General features: G+C 54.6%; 23 protein-coding genes. 5 read left to right on the top strand and 18 right to left on the bottom strand.

Annotated elements, in window-relative coordinates; translation table 11 throughout:
• Nucleotides 1–68: 68 nt before the first annotated feature.
• The 5 genes from GQA94_RS23155 to GQA94_RS23135 all read right to left on the bottom strand — a co-directional run bounded on the left by GQA94_RS23155 (nucleotide 69) and on the right by GQA94_RS23135 (nucleotide 2,902).
• Complete coding sequence (locus GQA94_RS23155) at nucleotides 69–533, bottom strand: hypothetical protein (RefSeq protein ID WP_063542750.1); 465 nt, start codon at nucleotides 531–533, stop codon at nucleotides 69–71.
• Entirely contained in the window at nucleotides 533–1,081 is a 549-nt protein-coding gene (locus GQA94_RS23150; RefSeq protein ID WP_063542748.1) for a hypothetical protein, read from the bottom strand. The genes GQA94_RS23155 and GQA94_RS23150 overlap by 1 nt, the downstream gene beginning before the upstream one ends.
• A 77-nt stretch (nucleotides 1,082–1,158) precedes the next feature.
• Nucleotides 1,159–1,509 carry a hypothetical protein gene (locus tag GQA94_RS23145; RefSeq protein ID WP_063542746.1) on the bottom strand — a complete coding sequence of 117 codons (351 nt, stop codon included), beginning with the start codon at nucleotides 1,507–1,509 and terminating at the stop codon, nucleotides 1,159–1,161.
• A 10-nt stretch (nucleotides 1,510–1,519) separates the two neighbouring features.
• Nucleotides 1,520–1,723: a hypothetical protein gene (locus GQA94_RS23140; RefSeq protein ID WP_044316133.1), complete on the bottom strand. Its 204-nt coding sequence runs from the start codon at nucleotides 1,721–1,723 to the stop codon at nucleotides 1,520–1,522.
• Between the two features lie 642 nt (nucleotides 1,724–2,365).
• On the bottom strand, nucleotides 2,366–2,902 hold the full coding sequence (locus tag GQA94_RS23135; protein ID WP_019406841.1) for a hypothetical protein: 537 nt from the start codon (nucleotides 2,900–2,902) through the stop codon (nucleotides 2,366–2,368).
• A gap of 278 nt (nucleotides 2,903–3,180) precedes the next feature.
• Here GQA94_RS23135 and GQA94_RS23510 point away from each other — a divergent pair, with 278 nt between their 5' ends.
• From GQA94_RS23510 to GQA94_RS23120, 4 genes are all read left to right on the top strand, one after another.
• Nucleotides 3,181–3,747: a hypothetical protein gene (locus GQA94_RS23510; RefSeq protein ID WP_233270281.1), complete on the top strand. Its 567-nt coding sequence runs from the start codon at nucleotides 3,181–3,183 to the stop codon at nucleotides 3,745–3,747.
• 46 nt (nucleotides 3,748–3,793) lie between these two features.
• Nucleotides 3,794–4,162 (top strand): hypothetical protein, encoded by a 369-nt coding sequence (locus GQA94_RS23505; protein WP_019406840.1) that lies wholly within the window; start codon nucleotides 3,794–3,796, stop codon nucleotides 4,160–4,162.
• Between the two features lie 311 nt (nucleotides 4,163–4,473).
• On the top strand, nucleotides 4,474–5,019 hold the full coding sequence (locus tag GQA94_RS23125) for a transglycosylase SLT domain-containing protein (RefSeq protein ID WP_037002714.1): 546 nt from the start codon (nucleotides 4,474–4,476) through the stop codon (nucleotides 5,017–5,019).
• Nucleotides 5,020–5,022: 3 nt separating this feature from the next.
• Nucleotides 5,023–6,045, top strand: coding sequence for a hypothetical protein (locus tag GQA94_RS23120; protein WP_125869359.1), 1,023 nt, complete (start codon nucleotides 5,023–5,025; stop codon nucleotides 6,043–6,045).
• Between the two features lie 610 nt (nucleotides 6,046–6,655).
• Here GQA94_RS23120 and GQA94_RS23115 read toward each other — a convergent pair.
• The 6 genes from GQA94_RS23115 to GQA94_RS23090 form a co-directional block, all read right to left on the bottom strand.
• Entirely contained in the window at nucleotides 6,656–9,481 is a 2,826-nt protein-coding gene (locus GQA94_RS23115) for a conjugal transfer protein TraG N-terminal domain-containing protein (protein ID WP_158190237.1), read from the bottom strand.
• 3 nt (nucleotides 9,482–9,484) lie between these two features.
• Nucleotides 9,485–10,894: a conjugal transfer protein TraH gene (locus tag GQA94_RS23110; RefSeq protein ID WP_019406567.1), complete on the bottom strand. Its 1,410-nt coding sequence runs from the start codon at nucleotides 10,892–10,894 to the stop codon at nucleotides 9,485–9,487.
• On the bottom strand, nucleotides 10,891–11,943 hold the full coding sequence (gene traF, locus GQA94_RS23105) for a conjugal transfer protein TraF (RefSeq protein ID WP_019406566.1): 1,053 nt from the start codon (nucleotides 11,941–11,943) through the stop codon (nucleotides 10,891–10,893). Before traF ends, GQA94_RS23110 begins: the two co-directional genes overlap by 4 nt.
• A gap of 72 nt (nucleotides 11,944–12,015) precedes the next feature.
• Nucleotides 12,016–13,134 carry a DUF7146 domain-containing protein gene (locus GQA94_RS23100; protein ID WP_080587306.1) on the bottom strand — a complete coding sequence of 373 codons (1,119 nt, stop codon included), beginning with the start codon at nucleotides 13,132–13,134 and terminating at the stop codon, nucleotides 12,016–12,018.
• A 50-nt stretch (nucleotides 13,135–13,184) separates the two neighbouring features.
• Nucleotides 13,185–13,772 (bottom strand): hypothetical protein, encoded by a 588-nt coding sequence (locus GQA94_RS23095; protein WP_019406564.1) that lies wholly within the window; start codon nucleotides 13,770–13,772, stop codon nucleotides 13,185–13,187.
• Nucleotides 13,769–14,089, bottom strand: a complete 321-nt coding sequence (locus GQA94_RS23090) for a hypothetical protein (RefSeq protein ID WP_019406563.1) — start codon at nucleotides 14,087–14,089, stop codon at nucleotides 13,769–13,771. Before GQA94_RS23090 ends, GQA94_RS23095 begins: the two co-directional genes overlap by 4 nt.
• Before the next feature lie 456 nt (nucleotides 14,090–14,545).
• On the opposite strand from GQA94_RS23090, the gene GQA94_RS23085 reads away from it, so the two are divergent.
• Entirely contained in the window at nucleotides 14,546–15,220 is a 675-nt protein-coding gene (locus tag GQA94_RS23085; protein WP_125878296.1) for a DUF1845 domain-containing protein, read from the top strand.
• Nucleotides 15,221–15,566: 346 nt separating this feature from the next.
• On the opposite strand, the gene GQA94_RS23080 is transcribed toward GQA94_RS23085, so the two are convergent.
• The 7 genes from GQA94_RS23080 to traA all read right to left on the bottom strand — a co-directional run bounded on the left by GQA94_RS23080 (nucleotide 15,567) and on the right by traA (nucleotide 22,738).
• Complete coding sequence (locus GQA94_RS23080; RefSeq protein ID WP_063541250.1) at nucleotides 15,567–16,241, bottom strand: nuclease-related domain-containing protein; 675 nt, start codon at nucleotides 16,239–16,241, stop codon at nucleotides 15,567–15,569.
• Nucleotides 16,242–16,255: 14 nt separating this feature from the next.
• A complete protein-coding gene (locus GQA94_RS23075) occupies nucleotides 16,256–17,299 on the bottom strand; it encodes a TraU family protein (protein ID WP_019406559.1) in 1,044 nt (347 codons plus the stop codon).
• A complete protein-coding gene (locus tag GQA94_RS23070; RefSeq protein ID WP_019406558.1) occupies nucleotides 17,299–18,504 on the bottom strand; it encodes a TrbC family F-type conjugative pilus assembly protein in 1,206 nt (401 codons plus the stop codon). Before GQA94_RS23070 ends, GQA94_RS23075 begins: the two co-directional genes overlap by 1 nt.
• On the bottom strand, nucleotides 18,498–19,076 hold the full coding sequence (locus GQA94_RS23065; RefSeq protein WP_019406557.1) for a S26 family signal peptidase: 579 nt from the start codon (nucleotides 19,074–19,076) through the stop codon (nucleotides 18,498–18,500). The genes GQA94_RS23070 and GQA94_RS23065 overlap by 7 nt, the downstream gene beginning before the upstream one ends.
• Nucleotides 19,076–21,550, bottom strand: coding sequence for a type IV secretion system protein TraC (gene traC, locus GQA94_RS23060; protein ID WP_019406556.1), 2,475 nt, complete (start codon nucleotides 21,548–21,550; stop codon nucleotides 19,076–19,078). Before traC ends, GQA94_RS23065 begins: the two co-directional genes overlap by 1 nt.
• 10 nt (nucleotides 21,551–21,560) lie before the next feature.
• Nucleotides 21,561–22,262, bottom strand: coding sequence for a DsbC family protein (locus GQA94_RS23055; protein ID WP_173425588.1), 702 nt, complete (start codon nucleotides 22,260–22,262; stop codon nucleotides 21,561–21,563).
• A 131-nt stretch (nucleotides 22,263–22,393) separates the two neighbouring features.
• Nucleotides 22,394–22,738: a TraA family conjugative transfer protein gene (traA, locus tag GQA94_RS23050; protein ID WP_026012508.1), complete on the bottom strand. Its 345-nt coding sequence runs from the start codon at nucleotides 22,736–22,738 to the stop codon at nucleotides 22,394–22,396.
• Between the last annotated feature and the right edge of the window lie 108 nt (nucleotides 22,739–22,846).

The following is a 22,846-nucleotide window of genomic DNA, read 5'->3' as shown; positions in this document are numbered from 1 at the left end:
CGACACATGTTCGCCATCTAAGTACGCGCGATCAGTGAAGCGCGGTTGTGCGATATCCCAAGCCCACATCAGCCATGCCGATTACGAAGTTCCTCAAGGCCAAAAACCATATCTGCCAGCTCTGCAGGACCAGCGTTACGTGTCGAGCGGAAATAATCCGCACGTATTCCGGGCCGTCCTTCGAGCAGAAGTAAAACCGTCTCGCGCTCTACATCGCTCGCAATTCGCAATTGCTCGATCATGCTCACATACGCTTCACGACACGCAAGCAGGAACTCGCCGCATCGATCCTTGCGAGTTAGGCCCATGCATCCAGAATGAACTGCAAGCACTGTGTTGATTGAACGAACAACCAGCGGAATCAGCTTGGAGCAGCGCTGAAAGCAGAACATGGCTTCGACCAGGTTCGCGCCAGCCGGGTAATCGCCCTCCAGTTGAGACAGTTGCTGCCAGAAGCGGTCACTATTTGCAGGTAGCTCAAAACTTGAGAGATTCATTTTCTTTTGGTTTCTGCTGCCCTCGATCATCTGCATCAGGCCTTCGAATCGAAAAGCTGGACTTGAGAACTGTCATTACGGGCATCCATTACTTGCGCTGCTATTACCGCTACTTGCTCTTCATCCAACCACTCCCTGATGCGTCCTGCGGAGAGACGGCCATTATCGCTGTCGGTTTTCAGCGCTTCGTAAGCTTCTTTATTTAGCGGTAGATAACGATTAAAGGCCTCGCGCAGAAGGTCGCTCCATGTTGGGCCTTGGAACCATCCCTTACTATTGCATGTTTTAACGCACCAGTTTTCTATAGGCGCAGTGAAATTCGATAGATTGATCCCAGCCAATATATAACAGAACAATATCAATAGTTTAATGCCATTCACCCATGAGGGGAGTCCCCATTGCTCGACGTTCAGAGTGATCACAAGGAAAAGCACTAGGATATAAATTCCACCGACGACGATTAATGCTTTGGAGCGTATGGCCTCTTCGCGTGGACCGTTCGTGGTGGAATCATTAATCTCCCACAGATACTTTCGCATCTCGGATAGCTGCTTGCTCCGCTCGTTGGTGCTCACTTCATTCATCACCGCATCCCCAAGAAAATATTTACTGTCCTTCCATGTCCCGCATACAGCGTGGATATCCGCTGCGCGACACAGTGTTAAAGCCGCTGCTGCTCGAACGTCACTCGATTCATCAGGCAATACTCGACCGGGTAGCCGTTGACGTACTGCTGAGGCGATAACCCGCTGCCGATGTAATGGCAGGTTCCAACCATGAACTTCAAACCGCCAGAGGGGTATTTCTGGCTGAGCAGCACTGCCTGATCTCCTTGGATTGCGAAGCCGGTAATGTCCCCCCAGTTAAAGCTCACACCCCCACACTCCAGCCCGGTGTTAGTTACCTCCAGGATCTGCTGTACCACCCCTGACTCAGGCGCCTGAGCGAAGAACCTCCCGTTCGGAAGGATCGGTGGCCAGAACTCGCCAGCCCTTATCTCTTTGAATTCCAATCGGCCTCCCTCACTTTCCTAGCAGCCACACCAAAGCCGTCAGCGCATACCGATACACGCGGGCCAACACGACCACACCCGTGAGCGGCGTCAGCACCATGCCAGCTGCCAGCACAAACCCATGGAGCGAATCGGTCCAAAGTCCGAAGCTCGGCAGCAGCGAAATCTCAACTCCCATCGTTGCCCCCTGGATGATCACCAAGCAGGCGGGCATGCAGTGCTCGCACCTTGGCGATGTCGCCTCTCAGTTCGGCCAGCAGATCGCACCAGATCTTCCTAGTACCGACCGCTACCCCGACACCTGCCCCCAGAGCGAAAACGCTCCCTACCAATAGCTCCAGCACCATCAGAAAACACCCGCCTCAGTCACTCCCGGTGGTACCATCTTCACACCTCTCGCGGCAGTCCCAACTGCCCACTGCCTCCCTGGCATCGGCTACATCCGCTACGCGACACAGACTCCCCCGCTTTTTCTGAAAACGAACAGTCGTTGTAGATTTATACGGCATGAACCCCAGTTTTTCCGCCGTAGCTGGAAAGTGATAATGCCTGGTTGCTGGAAGGTGGAAAGTCACTGGAACCCGCGTCATTACTGGCTTTCACAGTTTCCACCCATGGCTAAGGAGGCTTTCACTTTCCACCCTCAGCAGCGTTGGTGGAAATTCTGATCTTCAAGAGTGGAAACTGAGCGTGGAAAGTCACTGGAACCCGCGTCATTACTGGCTTTCACAGTTTCCACCCATGGCTAAGGAGGCTTTCACTTTCCACCCTCAGCAGCGAAGGTGGAAATTCTGGTCTTTAAGAGTGGAAACTGAGCGTGGAAAGTCGCTGGAAGCCCCGTCATTACTGGCTTTTACTAGCTGAATGCCTCTCTGAGACTTTCACCTGCTGATAACGCTGCTTCGCAAGCTTCCAGAGCCTTCTTGGACCTTGCTATTGAGTTGTTCATCGTGCGACACAGCGCCCTGTTTTCGTGGGCAGCTTTGCGAAGGTCGGCGAGAAGACGTTCGTGGTGCATTGCGGCCTCTCTGACCTCCTTGGGCAATGACTTGAAGGTGCTGGGTTTGTAGCTGAAACCCGCTCCTTTAGGTAAATCGATGGTCACGGATCGCCCCGCTGTTGCCAGGCCAGTTGGCCGCAATTTGGCCCCCACGGCGCGGGATAAGCTCGTGTCCTTAATATCGACCTTCTTTGCCCAGGTAGCCGACCAGCACCCCGGCGTTCTGATCCGCACAGAGATGAGCAGGTGCGTATGCAGATCTCGGTCACCAGACCGCGCAATCAACCAGTTGGCATGGGCTAGGTACCCCTCAGCTACAGCCAGCGCCATCTCATAAAGGGCTTGGTATTGCTCATCCAGCGGGTGATCGATGCGCAGCTTCTTGGGACTCATGCCAGGTACCGTAAAATTTTCAGAAGCATGGCAGACCACTGAGCGGTTAGGCGGGCTAAACCTACAAGATTCTTGTACCTTTAGCCCGCACAGGCGGGTTTTTAGTCTCGATAATCTCTCTCCGTGGCCAATCGGCTGCCATGCTGGCAACGATCTGTCGCTTCGACCCTTCGCAGGCGACAAATTAGCAACCTTGTTGCCATTACGGCTCCGCTACGGCATCGCCAAGCACATAACTTTGCCCCAATGCATAACGGGCACTACCTCTGGAGAGAGTCATGAGTACCTTCTTGGGCCTGGATATCGGTTACAGCAACACAATTGGCACCTTTGGTGACGGCGTAGGGCAATCGGAATCCTTCGTAAGGCCGTCTCAGGCTGCACCGCTGGCCTCTATCCCCGGTGATTCAGGTCTGCGGGCCGGCGAGGTCCTGGTTGATGTAAATGGCGAGCCTTGGGTTGCATTCGCTGCCCCTGGAAGGGTCCAGGAAGGCCGAGAGCTACACGAGGATTACACCAGTTCTGAGGCCTATCAGGCCCTGTTTAAAGCATCTCTGCTACATGCAGCAGGTAGTGGAGATGTAATCGACGTGCTTGTAACTGGATTGCCGGTCACTCAAGCACGAGATGAGAGCTATGTTAAAGCGCTCGTTGAAACAATGACTGGTACTCACCGCATCAGTTCAAAACGCGAAGTCACAGTCAAATCCGTCGTAGTTGTTGCACAGCCAATCGGCACCCTTACCGATATTTATTGCACATCAGATAGTGCGGATGTTGTAGAGGAGTCTGTTTCGCTCGTTCTTGATCCCGACGTTCTTCAGTGTGGATTGGGTTCTATTTGATCACCGTGAACTGGTTGCGCAGTCAAGCTCTAGTAGCGTTAAAGCAATGAGCGTTCTACTTCAGGCTTGCAACGAAGAGATTGGCTTGGAACAAGGTGGCATTCCGGGTGTTGAAAAGATCGAGCATGCGCTACAGTCCGGCCGGTCTTACATCCTGATGTTCGGCCGCAAGGTTGAGTTGGACGTTTATTTAAAGCGCGCAGCTGATCGTGTTATTCCTGCGGTGTTAGGTGAAATCAAACAATCTCTTCGTTTTCTTCGTGGTCGCGCAATCGACTGCGTGATTTTGGGAGGCGGTGGCGCCTCGATTTACGAAGAATATGCTCGCTCTGAGTTTCCCGAATCTCTGGTAATTAAGCCTGCCAATAGTGTCAAAAGCAACGCGAACGGCTTCTACATTATCGCCATGTCTTGAGACGCCTTTCAGAAGATAAATGAGGTCTGCTATGCGTTTTCAGGTGAGGGTTGGCGAGCAATATTCGGAACTGCTCGCGCATTTGGAGTCGTTAAAACCAGAGTTGCGAGGGAAACGGCTTCTCGCTTTGGCCGCAATGCAATTAGCTCGAAGTGAAGCATCCGCTCCGTTTAAAGGTCACATTTCCGAGCCGTCCATTGCAGCTGAAACGTGTGCGGAAGTAACTGATGGCGTAGCCCCCGTTGCGCCAGCTAAACGAGCACCAGATTGGATCACGAGAACAGCAAATGGCTCCGCATAGAATTTTGCTAATGCCACTTCTTCTGATTGTGGCACTCGCAAGCCCTACAGTATGGGCGTTCACTTTGAAGGGAACTGTCTGGGAACGGGTTTCCAATGCGAGTTCTTGCAAAGCACCACCACTACTCTTGTACTCGCTCGCGATTCAGGAGTCACGGCATCCGGCAGGGAGGGGGTTAATTACTCCCCATCCGTTCGCATTACGCAATGCAATCAGCGGTTCAAAATATCCAGATAGTCAGGCCGAAGCCGCACGGCTTCTACAGCTCTACATTCAGGAAGATCCGCTTACAGATGTCGGCATGATGCAGATTAATCTTCGGTGGAACGGTGCGCGCGTAAAGTCGCCTGAGATGCTGCTTGATCCAGAAACGAATATCGCGGTGGCTGCCCAGATCCTTTGCGAGTCTCTTTCTGTTAAGCGAAACGACATCGAGCTAGGCATCGGTGGGTACCACACAATGAATCCAGAACGTGAAGCAGACGCTCGTGCATACGCCAGGAATGTCCTGATGATCTGGCGCTCACTTCAAGCTTTAGAGAAATCGGGGAGCTAAGGAATGTACTCACTCAACAGTGCGCTGATTCAGATGACAATGCGCCGCATGATCCTGGCAGGTCCACAGGGCTTCCCGGATGTGCTCCAGGAACAGCGGATCAGTTCAAGGGATGTGATGTGGCTGCACCTGCTCAACCGGAGAAAACTGGAGGCTTTGGACCGGCTTCCGATCTCTCTCTTTAGGATCTCCTATGACAGGTTGGATGTTGGGCGTGGAGGGCTGGATGATGACCTTTTTGAGCGCACATGCATCCGGTTGACCATGGTCACTGAAACCATCAATTTCGCGATCACTAACAAGACGAACCCACTGATCAGCATCGGGTTCGACAATGAAGGCTTCGACCGTTTCCGGCATGAACCTTTTCTGCGACGGCTCATGATGATTCAGAAAGGAGGCTTCAAGGTTGGCCTTCGGTGCGACCTCGCTTCCCTAGAGCTGATGCCGGACAACCCTGAGGCACAGTTGAGTGATTGCCTGCGCATTATCCTCGGCGAGCTGAAGCACCAGCGCGCTAATGGAGGTAAGCGTATGGGCCGCGTGCGGGATTGGAACGCGGAGCTAACCAGTGGTGATGTCGTCGCAGAAAGGCTGCTGAAGGATGGTGTGACCCCCAAACTCGTTACCGCCCACGTTGGCTTGCCTGAGCGCGTTAACAGCCTTCATCGTAAGTTGCGCCGTGAGAATCGTGTTGGCCCGAAGGGAGGCGGTCGAATCGGCAGTCATTCGAGCAGTATCGAGAGAATGCCTCGCCACGCTCTGCTCTTCATGAGCATCTACCTGCTGCTGGCCAAGAACCCCGAGACTCGTATCAATGCGCTGGTCTTTTCGCTCGCGCTCAATGAGTACCGCCTGATCTGGTCGTACCTGAATTTCTCTGAGGCCGATACTCTCGACGCATCTGAATGCTGGCTTCTTGCGTCGGGTTATCGCTCTCAGGAGGTTAGCGTTGTCGAATGCTCCTCCTGCCGTCAGATCAAAATCCAAGATAGGCGAAAGGCGAGCACCTGCCATTGGTGCTAACAAGATAAGGGCTTGATTGCTCACAGTCAGGCTGCAATGAGCTATCGGACCAGGCAATGCCTGGCGTCTTCGTTGGGCTCCCTACCAGGGAGAGCTATGGCGATTATGGGCGCGATATCCGATGAGCATTTGGGTTCCTGCGATACCGAGCGATGATGTAGTCATGACAAGGTTGAAGTGGAAAGAGGTGGCTATGCCGAGCCATGATTCAGTGAAGTGCCAGTGCTGCGGAAAGATGATGGTGCCCAAGACAATCTTTAGTCGCGGCTTCTACGGCGGCTGGGGATGGTGGCTTGGAGGTGGTCGCCCCGTATCGAGCTGCTGCCCGTTCTGCCTATCCGAAAGGTGGGATGGGAGTTCGCCTGACGTCCGTGAAGCGGTCTGGTATCAGGCACTAGGGGTCGTTCTCGCATTCTTGTTTACCTTCATGGTCCTCGTTGCCCTCATCTTTGGCATCGGACTGTTTGATGCAGTTTTCGGTGTCAGGTCTTCGTGGCTTCCTGACCTTATCGCGCTTGTCTGTGCTATATATGCCGGACGTAGCTTCTATAAATGGTTTACACATATACCCGCACAGAGGTAAACAAAAAGCCCGCATCGCGGGCTTTTTTTAGTCTATGCTCGTTGGGCTTCGTGGCTTACTTGATTCCCGATATTTCTCGCCAGCTTCTTGTAGCTCTCTGTAAGTTGTCTGAGCCGCATTTTTTATGCCCTGCCCCGCATTTGAGAAATTCTGAGGCATCTCGCTGAGTTGATGTGTAAGCGGCTCAGGATTGCTCATGAACGTATCCACAACGGGAGGCTGATCCGTTGGCTGATTATTCAGACCTGTTTGATAGTGCTCCTGAACAACTGCTGCATTTGCGTCATCCTTAACGTCAATGACATCTCTACCATCGGCTTTCATAGAATGATAGCCACTTGTATTCATGTCATTCATTTCTAAGAATGCGCCAGCTGCGCCCCTACGAGCATTCTCGAAGCGATCATCCATACCAGAGGTGTCGGGCGCTGCTCCTTTCAGGCCTGCAAGTTCGTTTGAGTTTCCAGAATCAACCTTGAAGTCGAATGGAGAGAACTGAGAGTCTACCAACTCACCCATTCTTCCAGTTTGCTGCATATGAAGCATAGAGGCGGCAATGATTCTTTCATCATTATCCGTAGTGGCTTGCTGAACACTAGCAGAATTCATCAGGTTGCGAATACTTGCGTAGTCCTGTTCATTCTGTCCTGCAAGTTCTCGTATGCCCAGTGCAGCCGCGTGTTTTGTGAGGCCGCTATTTGCAATTGCCTTACCCGCAGCCTGTCCTATGTCAAGGTCTTGCTGGCTTCTCCAGCCCTGGCTAGAAGCCTTGGTATCTGTATATGTAGCTTGTGCCGATTTCGCTTCCGTGAGCGTTCTTCCGATTGTATCGCTATTAGATACCTGCTCCATGGCTTGGTTATTTTGGGTAAATGCTTCAGCTGCAGCAAACGTAGCTGTGTCGCTCCTATTGGAGTCTACAACCTGCTGAAGCTGAAGAACGCCCTCTTTCGTTAATTGCTGCTGCTCGGAACTCATTTGCTGAAACTTTGCAGACTGTTCCAGCCTTCCGCCAGCCAGACCCATTGGAAGGGAACCGCCCAGATGGCCAGATGCTGAGCCAGCTTTAATTTCGTCTTGGCTCCATCCCGCTGAGGAAAGTTTCCTTACAGCCTCATTGTAATTTGTGCTTTCACCGAGCTTTAGATTCGTTTGCAGCTGGTCGCCAATTTGCGAAAGCTGTTGTCTTCCCGCAGATTTTGAAGAGAGCTGCGATGCTCCACTTTGAAGAGTCTCTTGAAGGTTGGATATTTTTTGTTGCGCGTTTGCGTGGCTGCTTTGAACAGTTGCATCAGCTCCTGCAGCCACAGACAACTTAGGTGCTGTTGCTCGCGCGCCCGTGACGCTTGCACCTGTAGTCATCTGATCAGACGTGTAGCTGGCCGATGTGTCCATAATCGGCGCCTGATCCTTAGTACGAGGCATTACATCTTCCGTGCGGAACTTATCGCCCTGAGTCATCTGTCCCATGATGCTATTTGCAACCATGGCTGAACCGGAGACGATGAAGAGCGCGAGCGGCGGTACCGATGCTGCGAGCATGCCTCCGACGCCTAGAGCTTTGGAAATGGCATGATCTATATCGAGCAACTGAAGCATTGCAAAGCTTTGCGAGGTTGCATCGTACCCGTCAAAGATTGCTTGCATCTCCGCGCCGGCATACCAGAGGGTAAAGGCGTTTACGATGCTCAGCAGGGGCATCCAAAGCGCGACTGCCAAGGGAAGCACCATGTACTTCCCAAGAATCGACATGCCCTTGTCGCCGAGTACCAGGGCGAATGCCATGAACGGAGTCATCGCATACAGCAGACCTTCAAAGAAGGCGATCATGGGACGCATATAGTGCTTGAAGGTGTCGCCCTTCCCGGCCCACTGGATCTCTTGATGGTTAAGCGATTCTCGTAGTGCCAGAGCGGCATTCTGTTCCTGCCAGTGGTTCAACGCATTGACACGCGCGTCACCGAAGATTGGTTGGATAAGCGACATCTCGGTGTAGCCCTGAGCACTCTTGGCGCTCATGGCAAAGCTCTGGATAGACTGGTCAATTTGCGCCTGCAGTTCAAATTGCGTAGTAACCTTGCCTGCAGCTTTCTCAGCTGCAAACCCTTTATCCAGAATTTCACCCATCACATCCATCATCGCCTCTCGGATGGCTGCATTGAGGCGAGGCTGGATATTTGTGCATGAGTCCAGACGCCCATTAGGCTGCCCGTCATATATGTACGCAGACTGCGATATAAGCGGCGCAGCAAGAACGGATTCCAGTCCGGCGCCACGATAAAGTTCGTCGATAGTCGTATAGTTTCTAAGGTTGATCGGGTTAAGCGTACAGAACGTCAGATACTCATTTACGCTTTTCGGAAGATCCCATCCACCGTTTCTCCGGTAGTTTACAAATGAGTCAAGCGCTAGCGGATTTCTAAGCACGTCGCGCACTTTGGCCAGTGTATTCAAACTGCTAAACAAACCGTAGTTCGTCATAGATGGAGTCGAAAAAGCCTGCTCTGAGGTTTTCGTAATATTGTAGGCCACAGTTGATATGACGGAGCCAATAAACGTAGGTCCGATAGGGAGGTTATCTACAATGCGGACTTGGTTCGTCGTTGTATCTTCAATGACGGCAGTAGTTGTTTGGCCGTAAAGCATCAGGTATACAACGAATAGCATACCCGCCTTATGAAATGAAATGCCTTGGCCGTTCCATATTGCTTGGAAACTGAGCAGCACCAAACCAATTAGAAAGCCGATGCGCGCCAGATCCTCACTGAATCCAGAGCCTGTAATCATGGCACTTGCGTTCAGGATTATCTCAAGGAACTCGCCGCTGCCAGTCGTATAAATGTTCATGGACATAAATTAGCTCCCTGCCCCCTGGTTCTGACGACCTTGAACTGTTTTGCCATTATCATTGTTCTCAGCCAATTGCAGAATCTCAGAAGCTCGCTTATCTGCATCACGGAAATTGGTTCCGTTCATGAGTTCTTTTGTCCACTCGCTTGTGACTCGTTGCCGCGCGGCACGCAAATCCTCTTTTATTTTTTCCGCTTCAGCGAAGTCAACGCCTGTTAGTCCCGCGTGGGCAGCGTCAATCAGCTCCATAATTGCTGCATATGCAGCGTTGATGGCGATGACATGTGCAAATTCTTCAAAGTAGATATAGCCCTCAGCTGCTCCAGCTTTCTGAATAACACGCATAAGATTGTGTCCAACAGCGCTGGACATGAAATACTGAACTTTTGCGCCATCAGCCTCAGACGCTGTTCCGTTCGCCAGCCTGTCGAAAACACCTGAGGTTCTAACGTCATCGATGATGCGTTGCTTCAAACCTTTGAATGAGCCGAGTGTTCGAACAGATGGGTTCAAACATTGCTCTTTGTCATCGGAATCACAGCTGAGTACCTTTTCGTCCGACCCCTTACTCCCATCCACAAAAAGGGAGATTGATCGGTCTGTGATAGTCGGCTGGATTGGGGACGCAGTTATCTCCTTTCCACCCTTATCATTATCTTTTAGGGTAAGGATATGTGTACCGACAATCGACATGATCAACTCGGCAAACTCGTCGTTTCCGCTAGTGAGGTGTGAAGCGATCCCCATTTTGCGCAAGCCGCACCACATGACGTTGCCTGTGTTGTAACACGGCTTCATCTTGCCTGCGCTTGCAAGCCGCTCTGACGGTGATGTAGCAGTTGCAGTTTTGGATGAAAAGAAGTCAGACGTTACGTTCTCAAGCATGCCAGTGGCAGCCGATTTCAGATCGTTATGTTCGGCATATGCTTTCCTGCCGGCATCTATGACCCCAGTAGCCAATTGGCATGAATTCGAGAACATCTCATTTAGGCGCTGGATGTTGTTGCGCAGCCCTCGAATGATGCTTGCAGTTGACGCATCCATGTAATCCAGCGCGGCTTCAAATGCATAGCCGCTCACGACGCCGGCCGCGTTGGAAGCGATGTTTCTCATCAGCCCGACAAACTCCTCGCCATTGATGAATGAAAAAGAGCCTGTGTAAAGGTTGATACCGCCGCAGCCGCCTTTTGCAGAGGGTGGCGTGATGCTTATCAGGTTGGAAGTGGTAATGCGATTTCGCAGCACAATACCGCCACCCGATACGACACCCCGCGAAGCGGTCTTGTATGAGCCAGGACCTGTCACGTTAATGAGTTGGCCAAACATGCTGTTGACCTGTTGCTCGATGGTGGCAGAGGCCGTTAGGGGAATGGCGATTCCTACAGCAACGGCAAATGCGAGAGCGTTAATCCTCACTGGTCTTCTCCATTCTGGAAATCGAAAGCACGAACTGCGGCATCGCGCATTGCGTTCACAAAGTCTTCGGGTGATTTGGTCGGATCAGCGGGCGCATCGACGATCTGCTCTGGTGCGATCAAGCCGATCTGCGCCAGCCGAGAGGTGGCGTTCATCTCTTCCTTGGAGATCAACCCAACATCGCTTGCCGCTTGCAGGATGCGATTACTGGCAGCCTCCAGCGAAATCGTGCTGTAGCTGATGATGCGAACATCGTTTGGCGGAACCGCCATTGCGATAGCCGGTGTGGTAATGATCCCCAGGTGTTTCGCCAGGCCTGCGTCATACTGCAGATTCTGATACTCCCCTCCTGGCAGGGGCTCCCCGTCCATTGACACAGGGATGATGGTGAAGCCATATGCGTGCTCCAATCCCTGCAGTGCTGATATAGCCTGTCCGCACAATGCACAGTCGCGGCCCTTGAAGAAAATCATCAGCGCTGCATCGTTGGCGATGATTTTCAGCAGCTCTTTCTTCTGTACTTCGGCAGCCGAGGCCAGAGCGCTCGATGCGGCGTTCGATGTCGGATACCGAAGATCCTCATCCAGCAATGGCTCGTTTTTGATCGTCTGCATCGACGCCCTGGAGAACCGCTCGGCCTTGTCCATCATCAGGCGCTGCGCGTAGTAGAAGGCCTTGACGTTCACCTCTGATGGATCGTCGATGGCGGCTTCTTTGAGCTTGGGGATCATGATCTGGAGCCAGGCGACGCTACCAACAGGGGGTAACTCCTCAGCTTTCTCGGTCGGCTGCGGAGGCGGTGTTGGAGCAGGCGGCTCCTCTTTCGGTTGCTCCGGCTCTGGCTCCGGCTCTGGCTCTTCATACCAGAACCACCCTCGTTCCTTATCGGCGTAAAACGACGAGCCGGCGATTGCAGGAGTGGACTCGGCTTTCTGCACATCCTTCGTGGAGGTGGCCGCATTGGCACTCGAAAGCATCGTTGCAATGAGCAGAACTGGGAGTTTTGTATAGGCCATCGTGAATGCCGGCAACTGAACAGTGCGGCTCATTATCCTGATGGCAATAGCGGAGAGGTGGTCTAAACCAACCACATTCTGGTCAGTTTGAAAAAGGCACGAGGCCTACCGCGTAGCGCGGTGGGCCTCGTGAGTCATGAAGCCGAGCGGTCCGAGTGCAATGAGCACATCGTTCCAATCGACCGATTTTTTACCGTCTGGAATCTCCATGGGTGGCATCTTGATCTGAGCACGGATGCCCATCTCCCACAGCCGAACCTTGAGTGCTTCGGCGGCTTTCCTACCACCCCCACTCCGATCCTTGTCTGCCCAAATGCGGACAGCCTTGGTACCGGCCGGAGGAACGAACTGCTCCATCAGGTATGTGTTGACCATTGGCCACACCGGGAGTCCCAGTGCTGTTTCAATGGCCAGTGAAGTTTCCAACCCCTCGGCAACATCAATCACCTCGCTGGCTCGCGAGGTGATGACTGCAGCACCTGGAAGTGTGCGGTCGCTCGGGATAGGGAACATCATTTTGCAGTCGCGCAGTGGTGCCTTCTCGCCTTTAGGTGTTAGGTACAGTCGATTGACGGTTATCCCGTCACCTGCCGGTGATATCACCAACGTGACGATTGCTGGGTGCTGTTGCAGCTTGCCCTTTTCATCCTTGTAGGTCAGTGCCGGGTGGAAACGAACGGATCGCTCCATTCCTGCACGATCCCAACAAAGAATTGCTCGTGAGCGCAGATACAACCGTGCCGGCTCTGCTGCAGGATCTGTGAGGGGTACAGTGCCCTTCCAAATCTTGCGCAGTGACTCTCGAATCCACGCATCACTTGGCCCTTTGTGGACTTTCGCTTGAACAGCAGGCTTAGGGGGTAGCGGCTCGCGGTCACCATCGGCATACCGCCCGTATGGATCTTTTATCCGCAACCGCGCACCCACCTCAGCCAGCGCCTCGCTGAAGGTCCATTTGTTTACCCACATCAGCAGCGCAATGCCATCGGCTTTGACACCACATGTCTGGCACATGCCTCCACTGTGAGTATCAGCGGTTTTTTTGAACACTCGGAAACCATCTTCCCCGCCATGGACAGGACACGGACCATGCCATCCCGGCCGTTTCTGGAACGGAAGAAGCTCTGCAGCGAGTGACTGAAAGATGTCGTCCCAGCGCCCTTCTGCGGCGTCGAGCACATCTTGCTTTTCCGGGGCGTAGTTGCCCGAGGATACATTTGACATGACGACCTCCAATCGTAAGGAACCCGGCCTGTTACGGCCGGGCGCTGGGTTCAAGACAGTTTTCTCACCTCCCAAAGGTTCTTATGGGTGGGTACCCACTCGTCTTCGAGTTGTCCGTTTTTGATATTCGCCTTCCTGAGCACCGTTACTGCTTCTTTACCCATGAAGGTGACGCTGATTGTGCTAACCCCCTTTTCCGCGCCGGAGCGACGAATTTCAGGGGCCAGCTCAACACCCCAGATCAGGTGCTCACCGACTCGCAAGAAAAATGAGGGTCCATTTTTCTTGTTGAAGCGGTAAGGGGCGTGTCCGCTACCGCCATACAGGCCGGTAACTGACTTGCCCGCGATGCCACCGAAGCTCAACTCAACGCCCTTCTCAGATGACTGGATTTCCTGATCATCGGAGTCGTCGGGCTTGAAGGGGATCAACTCCCCTCGAATTTCTTCAGATTGAACATCGGTGTTGACCTGTGCTCTTCCGTTGAAAAGACGGTTGATGACGACAGGTTCCAAGGTTGGCTCCGCAACCTCGTCATCAGCTCCCGGAAGGAGGTGCTGAGAACGGGGTGACAGTATTGCGAGGCCCAGACTGGCCCGCAGGTAGGTTGGCTTATCGAAATCGACGCGAATCATCATTTCACCTCCTGGCAGCGCAGATAGGTGGGAATGATGTAGTTGTCGTAATCGATACTTGGGATGGCTGTCACGCGTGCAGGCACCGGGGTGGTGCACTTAACGCGAAACGTCTTGCTCGCCATGGTGTAGCTTCGGCGGGACTTGAGGTTGGTGGTGACGGCTCGAATTATGTCTGGTGCGTACATCGCGAACGCTGCAAGCACGACACAAAGCGCGAGAGGCATCAGCGCACGTACCACTTCCGGCTGATAGATCATTCCCAGAAAGGTAGCGAGGACGCTATATCCCAGGATGACTTTGACCTTCAGATTTTCCATTTCATTTCTCCGTTTGCTTGCTGCAGACGGAGAAACCCCCGCAGGGAGTTTTCCCCGCTGCGGGTTGTTATGGCACGCAAAAAAAGCCCCTAGTGGGACGCTCTTTCTGTTTGCCGTTGGTTAGATCGGATGAAGCCCCGATTTGGCTGTACCCAGCTCACATGATGATGCTGGGCTGCCTGGCCGAAGATCGGTTCAGGCTCTTGTCGAGTGCAACATGCACCTGACGAAGATTCATTGCGCTGAGGCGCGGGGATGAGGCTGATGTTTCGCAAGCACTACGGAGAACATGAGTGCTTGGCTGAATTTTGAAGCTGTCGAGCGCGTTTCGTCAACCCGATACGTGCGGTATCCCGACGAAGCCTTTTGCTTACCACATTGTTGTCAGATTGGACGTTTTTTGTGCTGCGCGGTTTGGTGAAATGGTGTCGCCACCAACATCACGGAGTTTTTCCAATGGCCCTTACCCCTATAGCCAAGCGCGCACCGTACTCGACTGCAATCATGCGGCAGACGATCACCTTCAAGACTCAGGAAGCCAAGAACTACATCGGCACCTGGCTCAACAACGTCTCCCTTGCTCTCTTCACGCTTGACGTGATTTCGCGCAAGCGCCTCGCACGGCTGAACATGAGCACCAAGCAGCACAAAGCTGCTACCAAGGCGCTGAACAAACTGTTTGCCGACTTCGAGAAAGAAATTAAGGACGACTCGGCCCGCCTCGAAGCCGTGCTCAAGGCCCAGCGGATCACTGATCGCGCTGAGCACAACAATCCGCGCTCGACGCAGGTCGAGATCACTACGCCTGAACTCAAGCGTGCCGTGGATCTGCTGCTGGCGTTCGACAACCTCATCATCCTGGTAGATACCGTCTGGCTGATGGGCATCATGGAAACGGACGAGGCGAATCAGTTCCGCCAGCTCAAGTCTCGCCAGCTCAAGGGCCTGTTCGTCAACATCTACAAGCTCAGCCAGGCAGCGAAAAAGAGCGCCTACGATCAGGAAGACCAGGAAGTGCTCGCTGAGATCGCCGTGGAAGAGCAGAAACACGAGATCACAGACGCACCCAGCGAATTGCCCGACACGGCGGTTGAAGAAGCGGTTGAAACCAAGGCGGAAGCCGTTGCGTAGTGCAACGCTGATTCACGCGTACCGACATCGCCCTGCTTTATGCAGGGCGAATCATTTGAGGGCTCCGAAACATGTCATCTGATGCTGGTAATGCGGTCCCGGTGAGGCGGGGAAGGACTCGACGGGAGCGGAACGACGATCCCACCAACCCGGCAAATGAGGGGAAAGCACTTGCGGCCCTTGGGCCGCAAGAGGTTGATGCGCTGGAGGACTTCGAGCTAGACGTGGTTGATATGGGTAACCATGCGGTACGAGTACCGCTCTTGGACAGTCAGCTCTTCGCTGCGATAGGCATTGGCATGCTGCTGGGCTCTATTGCTGGCATTCCCATCGGAATCTACCTCTACTACAACCCCTGATCCGCATCCTTCCTGCCTCCTTTCGTCTGGGCCTGTAGCCGTTCAACATGACGTTTGCCGGCCCAATACCCCCCTCTGATGCGCCTACGGCGCAATGACGCGCAGATATCGTCCGTGTGCCGCCTGGAGAAGATAGGTGTTTTGTAGCTCTGGATCTTGCGCACCGCTTCCCAGATGCCATAGACGCGCTCAGGCTTGCCATTTGGAAAGTCTGCACTTCCCGCCATGACCGCGTAGCTGAAGATTTTCGTGCTGTGGACTCCTGCAACCTGCTGAACAGCTTTGACGTGGGCATAGTTCTGTAGCAAAGGGCTTTGCATCCTGTATTTGCGCCGCCCAACGATCTGCAGCCACTGCTCTGGCTGCAGGGGGTCGTAGACGATCTTGCCCTTGTAGGCCTTGGTTTCCAGAACGAAAATCCCGTAGCGGGAAACCACCACATGATCGATCTGGGTACTTTCACCCTTGTTTTTTCCCCGGTAGATGCCGTTAGCGAACACGGTGTATTCGCCGCTCAAGCACAGCCGCAGCATCAGGTTGACCTTGTATTCGCCCCACCAGCCCCGGTATGCAGGCGTCTCCATGAGACGAACGTGAAGAAAGCCTGCCAGGATGACCATCGCGATGGTTGGCGGGAGATAGAGAGAGAGAAAGTCAGTCATTTGTTAGCGCTTCACTACAGTTTTGAGCAGCAATCTGTCCATCGCCAGATCATGTACATGCTGTCGTTGAGGGTGCCGGGAATGTGTCGATTCGTGCCGCCGTCCCAGTGGTAGGGGTGCTCACCGATCCACATCCCCTCCTGCGTCATCGCTTTGGGCCAGAACTGTGCGAACTTGTACTGGGATTTCGGAATGGTTGGGTAAATGCCAGCCGTGCAGACGTTTTCGTCACCCATCGTTCTTCTGGCCAGTCCGCGACGGTGCTGCTGGCTCAGCAAGCGGGCACTGATCAATGCAGAGGTGCGATTGAAGTCCTGCGCTGATACATGGCCCGTCAGCGGATATATCCCGCCCCAGGTGCCGGAGCACCACCACATCGACTCCAGGGGCTCCTTGCCAGCGGCCAGGGCGCCAGACTCGACGGCACATGCCGCGCGTGCCACCGGGTTGGCCACCGCTGCAGATTCAGGATGCTGGAAGAAAGCTAGCGTTGCGTTCCCCCAGGTTGGGTCAATTTCGGTGAAGGAAATGATGTCCACGTCCAGATAGCCATCAGGATTGCACTTGGTCGGCGTGTACAGGTCGAGGATCTGCAGCAAGGGGAAGGCGTAGTAGTGAGTCTGGTAGAAAGACCCGTCTTCCATGTCATCGCGCTTTGCATGGTCCTGTACCAGCCGGCCATAGGAACGCTTGGAGCCAAGTGGCAGGGTGACTCCACCGAGAGTGGGCGAGCAGCCGGGCTTACGGACATTCTCAACGATGCGCGCTGGCTCCCACATTGCTGTGATGATGCCCGGCTTGTAGATGCCCGATGTGCCTTCTTGGCAGACGCAGAACACCTGCTTCGAGGCTTTCGCCGGAGCTGTGCCGGGGGTGATCTGCACACCGGAAACCTTGATGGGAAACAGGCACGCCCAGCAAATATCAGTGAACAGCTTTGGCCCGAAAATGCCAGAGTCCTCACACATCGCATCAGCAGCTGATGCTGTCCCTGGTAGGGAGAAGATCACCAACAAGCACGCCGCTATTGCCGGCAGGAACCGTTTGATCCGCCTCATCACTTTTCTGCTCCTTCAAGCTCATCTCGGGTGTACTCGCGCACCGCGAACATTAGTCCCTCGGCCGTCACGACCGATGGTGCTCGCAGGATTTGGAAGCGCTGCGCCATGTCACCCGGCAGCAGGTACAAGGGGCCATTGATCGCGTCCTCCACAGTCTGGAAAAGATCCCAGCCAGAGGAAGGCGGTATTTGTGTCGCCATCACCGTCACAAACAGCTCATCGCCATGCGCCTCGTATTCCCGCTGGGCAAGCCGAACCTGCCAAGCTTGCGTGGGATCGATCACAACGAGTTTCTGATTGAACGGCATCATTTCCAGCGGATTTATTCGCCCCGCTTTCTGCACCACGTTGCCGTTTGCGTCCTTGAGGTCAGCAGGAATGATGACGCTGGGGTCCACGAACCGTGTTGCGGGCGTAGTAACGGGCGGGAGTGGTGTGCCGGTCTGGGTATGCCAGAAACGATCGACAGCGCGCTTCTTCATGGCCTCCATGTCCAGCGCTTCGATGCGTGCCTTGGCCACCTGCAGGAAATCAGGCTCAATGATTTCGCTGGTTGGTCCATACACACCGAGGTCGCGCCCCTTCTCGCCCGATTCCGACAGCGCCTGATCGACCAGGCGAGTCGAAGAGATCCCTGAGGCCTTCACCAGCAGCTCGTCGCTCTCACCTTCCAGGACGATAGCCGGCACGGTTTCGATGCCATGTCGCTGGAACGCGAGCGGGTCCAGCAGCACGCTAACCTGGCTCTGCGTTTCCTGCGTGAGCATGTGCATCTTGGTGACTGCATCGACCATCTTCATGCCTTCAGGGATGCCCCGGAAGACGATGCCTGTTGCAGGGCGTCCATCGTAGCTGGTCAAGATGTCCTTGATGGCCGTGGCGCCTAGCGACCAGGAAACAAAGATCAGCGTGCGCACGCCTTCACCCAGCGGATGTTTCTTGCTGGGCTGCTCGGAGTTACCGGCACCCTGCAGCTGCTCAGGCTGCACGGGGCTTTGCGAAGCAAGCCGCTCAATCCATTGCGTTTCTGTCTCGGGGATCTGCTGGCGAGCACTCTCCCCATCGCTGACAGCCTGCCGGGCCTGTTCCAGTATTTGCGGGTCCATCGTGCTGATATCGATTGGCTTGATGCCAAGGTCACCGGCCACTGCTGAGGTAGAGAGCGCAAGCGCTATGGCCACGCCAACGAGGTGCTTCACCATATCGGGTATGCCCTTCCCACAATCTGTTCACCCTTGACCGATCCCCAATAGCGAGAGTCGAAAGAGTCATTGGTCTTGCCGAAGAACCAGTAACGGTCCTGGGCGATCACCCCCTCGCGCACGTATCGCTGCGGATCGATCCCCTTCTCGGTGGCTACGGCAAGTCCCTCCCCGACCACCTGGTCATTGATCGTGGTCTGCTCTAGTTCCACTTTCACGGTGTCGCCGGGCATACCTTCGAGCACCTTTACGATCTTCGTTCCGTCTTGAAAGATCGGACCGAGGCCCACCGAATGAAAGGCGTAAATGCCGCCCCTCACAGGCTCGCGGTCGCCTTTGTCGATGATCCAGATCCGATATGGCGGTAGGCACAGGTATTCCTGCGGTGCGATGGCGATGCTGTAACGATGTGCGAGGCCAACGATCATTCCGGCCACAACCAAGGACAGTACGCTTCCCTTGATCAGGAATCGTGCGCTTGGCATCGGCCGCGCACCGCGAAGCTTTTTCGCCGCGACGCGGGCCTCGGCTCGCACAACCGCCTGTTCCGGGTCAAACCGTAGAAGGCCCATCAGACCTCCTCGTAAGCGCTGGACTTGAAGGCCACACCGCGATCTCGCAGCACACGAAGAATCGCCTCGTGCTGAGGCACATTGGCTATCGTGTAGTTGCGGATCGCCTGAACATCCTCGGGAGCCGTCGAGTACAACAGCTTCGAATATTCATCCACCGTCAACCGCGCGATACCCGCTCCTCGCGGTGTGAGCATGAAAATTTCGGAGTAGTGGCCCTTGTAGGACTTCACGGTCTTGAGGATGCGGAAACCACCGTCTCCAAGCGGCAGTCGCTTGTTTTCCTGGATGGCGTCAATGGCCTCGGCTTTCTGGCCCAGCAGCAGAGTGAAAGCCGAGTTTTCGGCGATAGCCTGGCCGACCTTGTTCTGATAAAGGTCGTTGACACCCTGCGTGATCACGATGGCACTGCCACCATATTTACGAAAGCGGCGATAGCCATGCTCGATGAACTCACCCACGTTGCCCTGGCTCAGCAATGACCATGCCTCATCGATGATTACCAGCTTCGGCCGGTCGCGCTCACCGAGGTACATGTCCTGCTGGATCTGGTAGATGAGCTGCAGCAGCACAACCTGCTGCAAGTGGGTGCGCCCTTTCAGTTCCTCCAGCTCCAGAACGGTGAAAGGGTTGCGGAAGTCGAGGTTGTTCTTGCCGTTGAAGAAGCGCCCGTATTGACCCTTGGAGGTAAAGGCGAAGAGTTGGTGTCCGATGTCGTTAATTCGCGGATCTTCGTCCTGCAGCAGAGCCTCGGCGATGTCATCGACGATCATCGCTTTGCCTTTGATCTCCCATACCTGAGTCAGATATTTCTTCAGGCCAGCCGTCTGCCGGTCGATCAGCGGCACGGTGGGTGCTGCCATAGCGGCGAGGAGCCCAACAAGCACGTCTTCTTCTTCGGAATAATCTTCGATCAGCTCGAAAGGATTGAGGCACAGCTTCGAATCCTGGCCGAACTCTGCAAAGTCGCCGTTATAGGCCTCGCAGGTTTTCAGGTAGGAACGGCCCACGTCGATACACCAGACCTTCGCTCCAATCGACAGGTAGGACGTGATCAGATAGTTCGTCAGGAACGATTTGCCCGAGCCTGACTGAGCAGCGATGGTTCCGTTGTAGTTGGTGTCCGAGTCAAACAGGTGGAACGATATGGGCTGCCCGTTGCGCGAGATGAATGGCGCCACGGCCGTGCCGGTACCCTTCCAGTCACCGTAAATAGGCAGTAGCGGCAGTGCCTGAGCCAGACTCATTGTCTTGTAGCGGAACATGTCCCGGATCGCGTCAGGGTCCGCACACATCGGCAGCGCGTTAATGAACACCGGCAGGACGACATAACGGTCCTCCATGAAGGTGAAGCTCTGCGTAGAGAAATGACTTTTTGCGTTGGAGGTAGCCTGCGTCAGCTCTTCCTTGTCTCGACCGAACACCACCAGTGTCATTGCGGCCTGTACGTTGGGCAGGCCCTTGTCGAGATCAGTGAAGAGTGTTTCGTATGCGTTTCGCTTCTGGACGATCTTCGGAACGAAGGTGGCCATCGGGCCTTGGGTCTGGTTGATGGCCCAGCTTCGACCGCGTGACAGCTTGTCTTTCGTTTCAAGCTGAGGGGGGAAGAAGAGCGTCATGGTAATCACGCAGTTTCCGCGAATACCGCCGCGCTGGGACATGATGTCGGCCAGATATTGCGATGCCTCACCTTGCCACATGATGTCGGGAAACTTCTTGATGCTCAGCGTTTTGAGCATGCAATCGTCGCCGATCAGAATTCGGTCTGGGCGGACCTGAACCGCGCGATTGAAGTCTAGGATCTGCTCGTTGAGTGGCTTGTCTTCGTCTGCGGTGATCTGTGGATCTTCCCGCCAGCTGGCATGCTGTCCCTGGTTGAGAAGTGAGGTGAAGATTTCCTTGTACAGATCGTTGCTCAGCGGCACTGGGGCCAAGCCGCAACTATCCAACGAGGTGCCCAGGCCGTCCGACAGATCCTTTGCTCGCGTCGCTTCGGTCATAGAAGGCGTGGCATTGGATATCGGCATGGTCACCGAGATGACCAAGCTCTGCTCACGAACACGCACCCCGGAGATCTTGTCCACCGGCTCCAAGGTGCGCTCGGCAAGATAGTCAGCACGGGCATGGGTAACACGCTGCAGCAAGTCCAGAGTCTCTTTGCTCATATCGAACTTGCCGGCTTCCATGAATGCTTGACGCATGCGCGTGAAGCTCGTTTTGATGCGGTTGATGTTTTCAGTGCAGATCAGCGAAAACTGAATCGTGGTTCCTTCAGGCCAGTCCACGGTTAAGCCGGCTTTAAGGCGCGCCCCCTCGTCACCGGAGGAGCCGGCCAGCGGCTGGCAGAGGAACGCGAAACCGAGACGATTGCCTGCCAATTGAAACAGGTGCAGGTTCGGGTCATAGGCTAGACCGTTGATCAGCTTCGACAGCCGGGGGGTCTGGTTGATGAGCGCGGCGAACGACGACAGCATTTGCGATTCCTCAGATTCGGTTGTTTTCAATCCAGGCACGAAGCCCTTCAGTCGGCTTGCCCTCGCGGGTAAGGCCGTCATCACGAATCAGGAAGGGCACGTTGCGTGCCCCAAGGAACTGGGCGGTAATTCGCCGCTTGCCAATCACATCGACATCACAGGCCCCCTCCGGCTTCTGCGCCAGAGGTGTCGTCAGGTCACCCTGCACGCCAGCTTTCCAGGCAGCCGCCTTGTCTTCAGCACAATGCAACTCTTTCGTGCGGGAGGCGCTGCGGTCGCTTAGCAGGGGGAGCATCAGAACATCGAGCCGATAGCCTTCAGGTAGTGAACTGCGCGCCTCGGCGATCACTTCCTTGCAATAGCCGCAGGCCGGATCTGAGAACATCGTAATGGCCTTGTCGCCGGTACCGACAGTCATCGGAGCCAGATCTTCAAAGCCCACATTGGCCTTATCGATAGGGATGTAGTTGGCGGCGACCTTGACCTCTTGCAGGGTCTTCAGCTCCTTCTGGGTCCAGGTGTCGTACAGCATGCCCTGAATGAGGAAGCGGCCGTTGTCGCTGATCACGGCGAACTTGCCATCCTTCTCGATGGCAACCATGCCCGCCGCAGGCAGAATTACCATGTTGTCTTTTTTCGATTGCGCGAACGCGGTAGTGGTAGCTGTGGCAAGTGCCAAGGCACAAATGGAGGAGATCAGAACGCGGGGCATGAGCATTTCTCTTCGGGGAGGATGCTCACAGGATAGGGAGAGGGGAAAGAAAAAGGCCGTCTAAACTTACCAGATTCTGGTCGGTTTAGACGGCCTTTGGCGGAAGGCTCAGGAAGGGGATTATCCCGGATTCAGAGCCCTACCGGCAGGGTGTTCAGCGCTTCGATTACATCCAGGGTAGCAGGAACGGTTGCGGTCATGATCGACTCGATTACGTCCGGTGCAGCGTAGAGGCCAACGCCACCGCCCACGCCTGTGATAAACGGCATCAGAGACTGGCGCAGCGCGCCGGCACCGATACCACCCAGCACCATCAGGCCAATGATGATGCGGCCAAGGGTGCCTTGCATCCAGTCAGTGAGCTGAATCCACACACTGTCGAAGTCATCCCCGCCGGTACCGCCGAACGCAGCGGTGGCCGCGATCATGGCCCCAGCCAGGATAAGGGTTTGCATTGCCGGTTTACTCAGTTGCATCGCATGTCGCTCCTTCAAATATGCGCAGGGCCTGCGCTCGGCAACCATTGTCCATAGTCAAAACGCCTATTTGTGCCGGTATTCGACCAGATCGTTGTAAGTTTTAGG

Origin of the sequence: Stutzerimonas stutzeri, assembly GCF_009789555.1 — a bacterium.
Lineage (GTDB): Bacteria > Pseudomonadota > Gammaproteobacteria > Pseudomonadales > Pseudomonadaceae > Stutzerimonas > Stutzerimonas stutzeri_R.
Note: the sequence above shows the minus strand (reverse complement) of the source record. Positions and strands in the feature narration are given on the sequence as shown.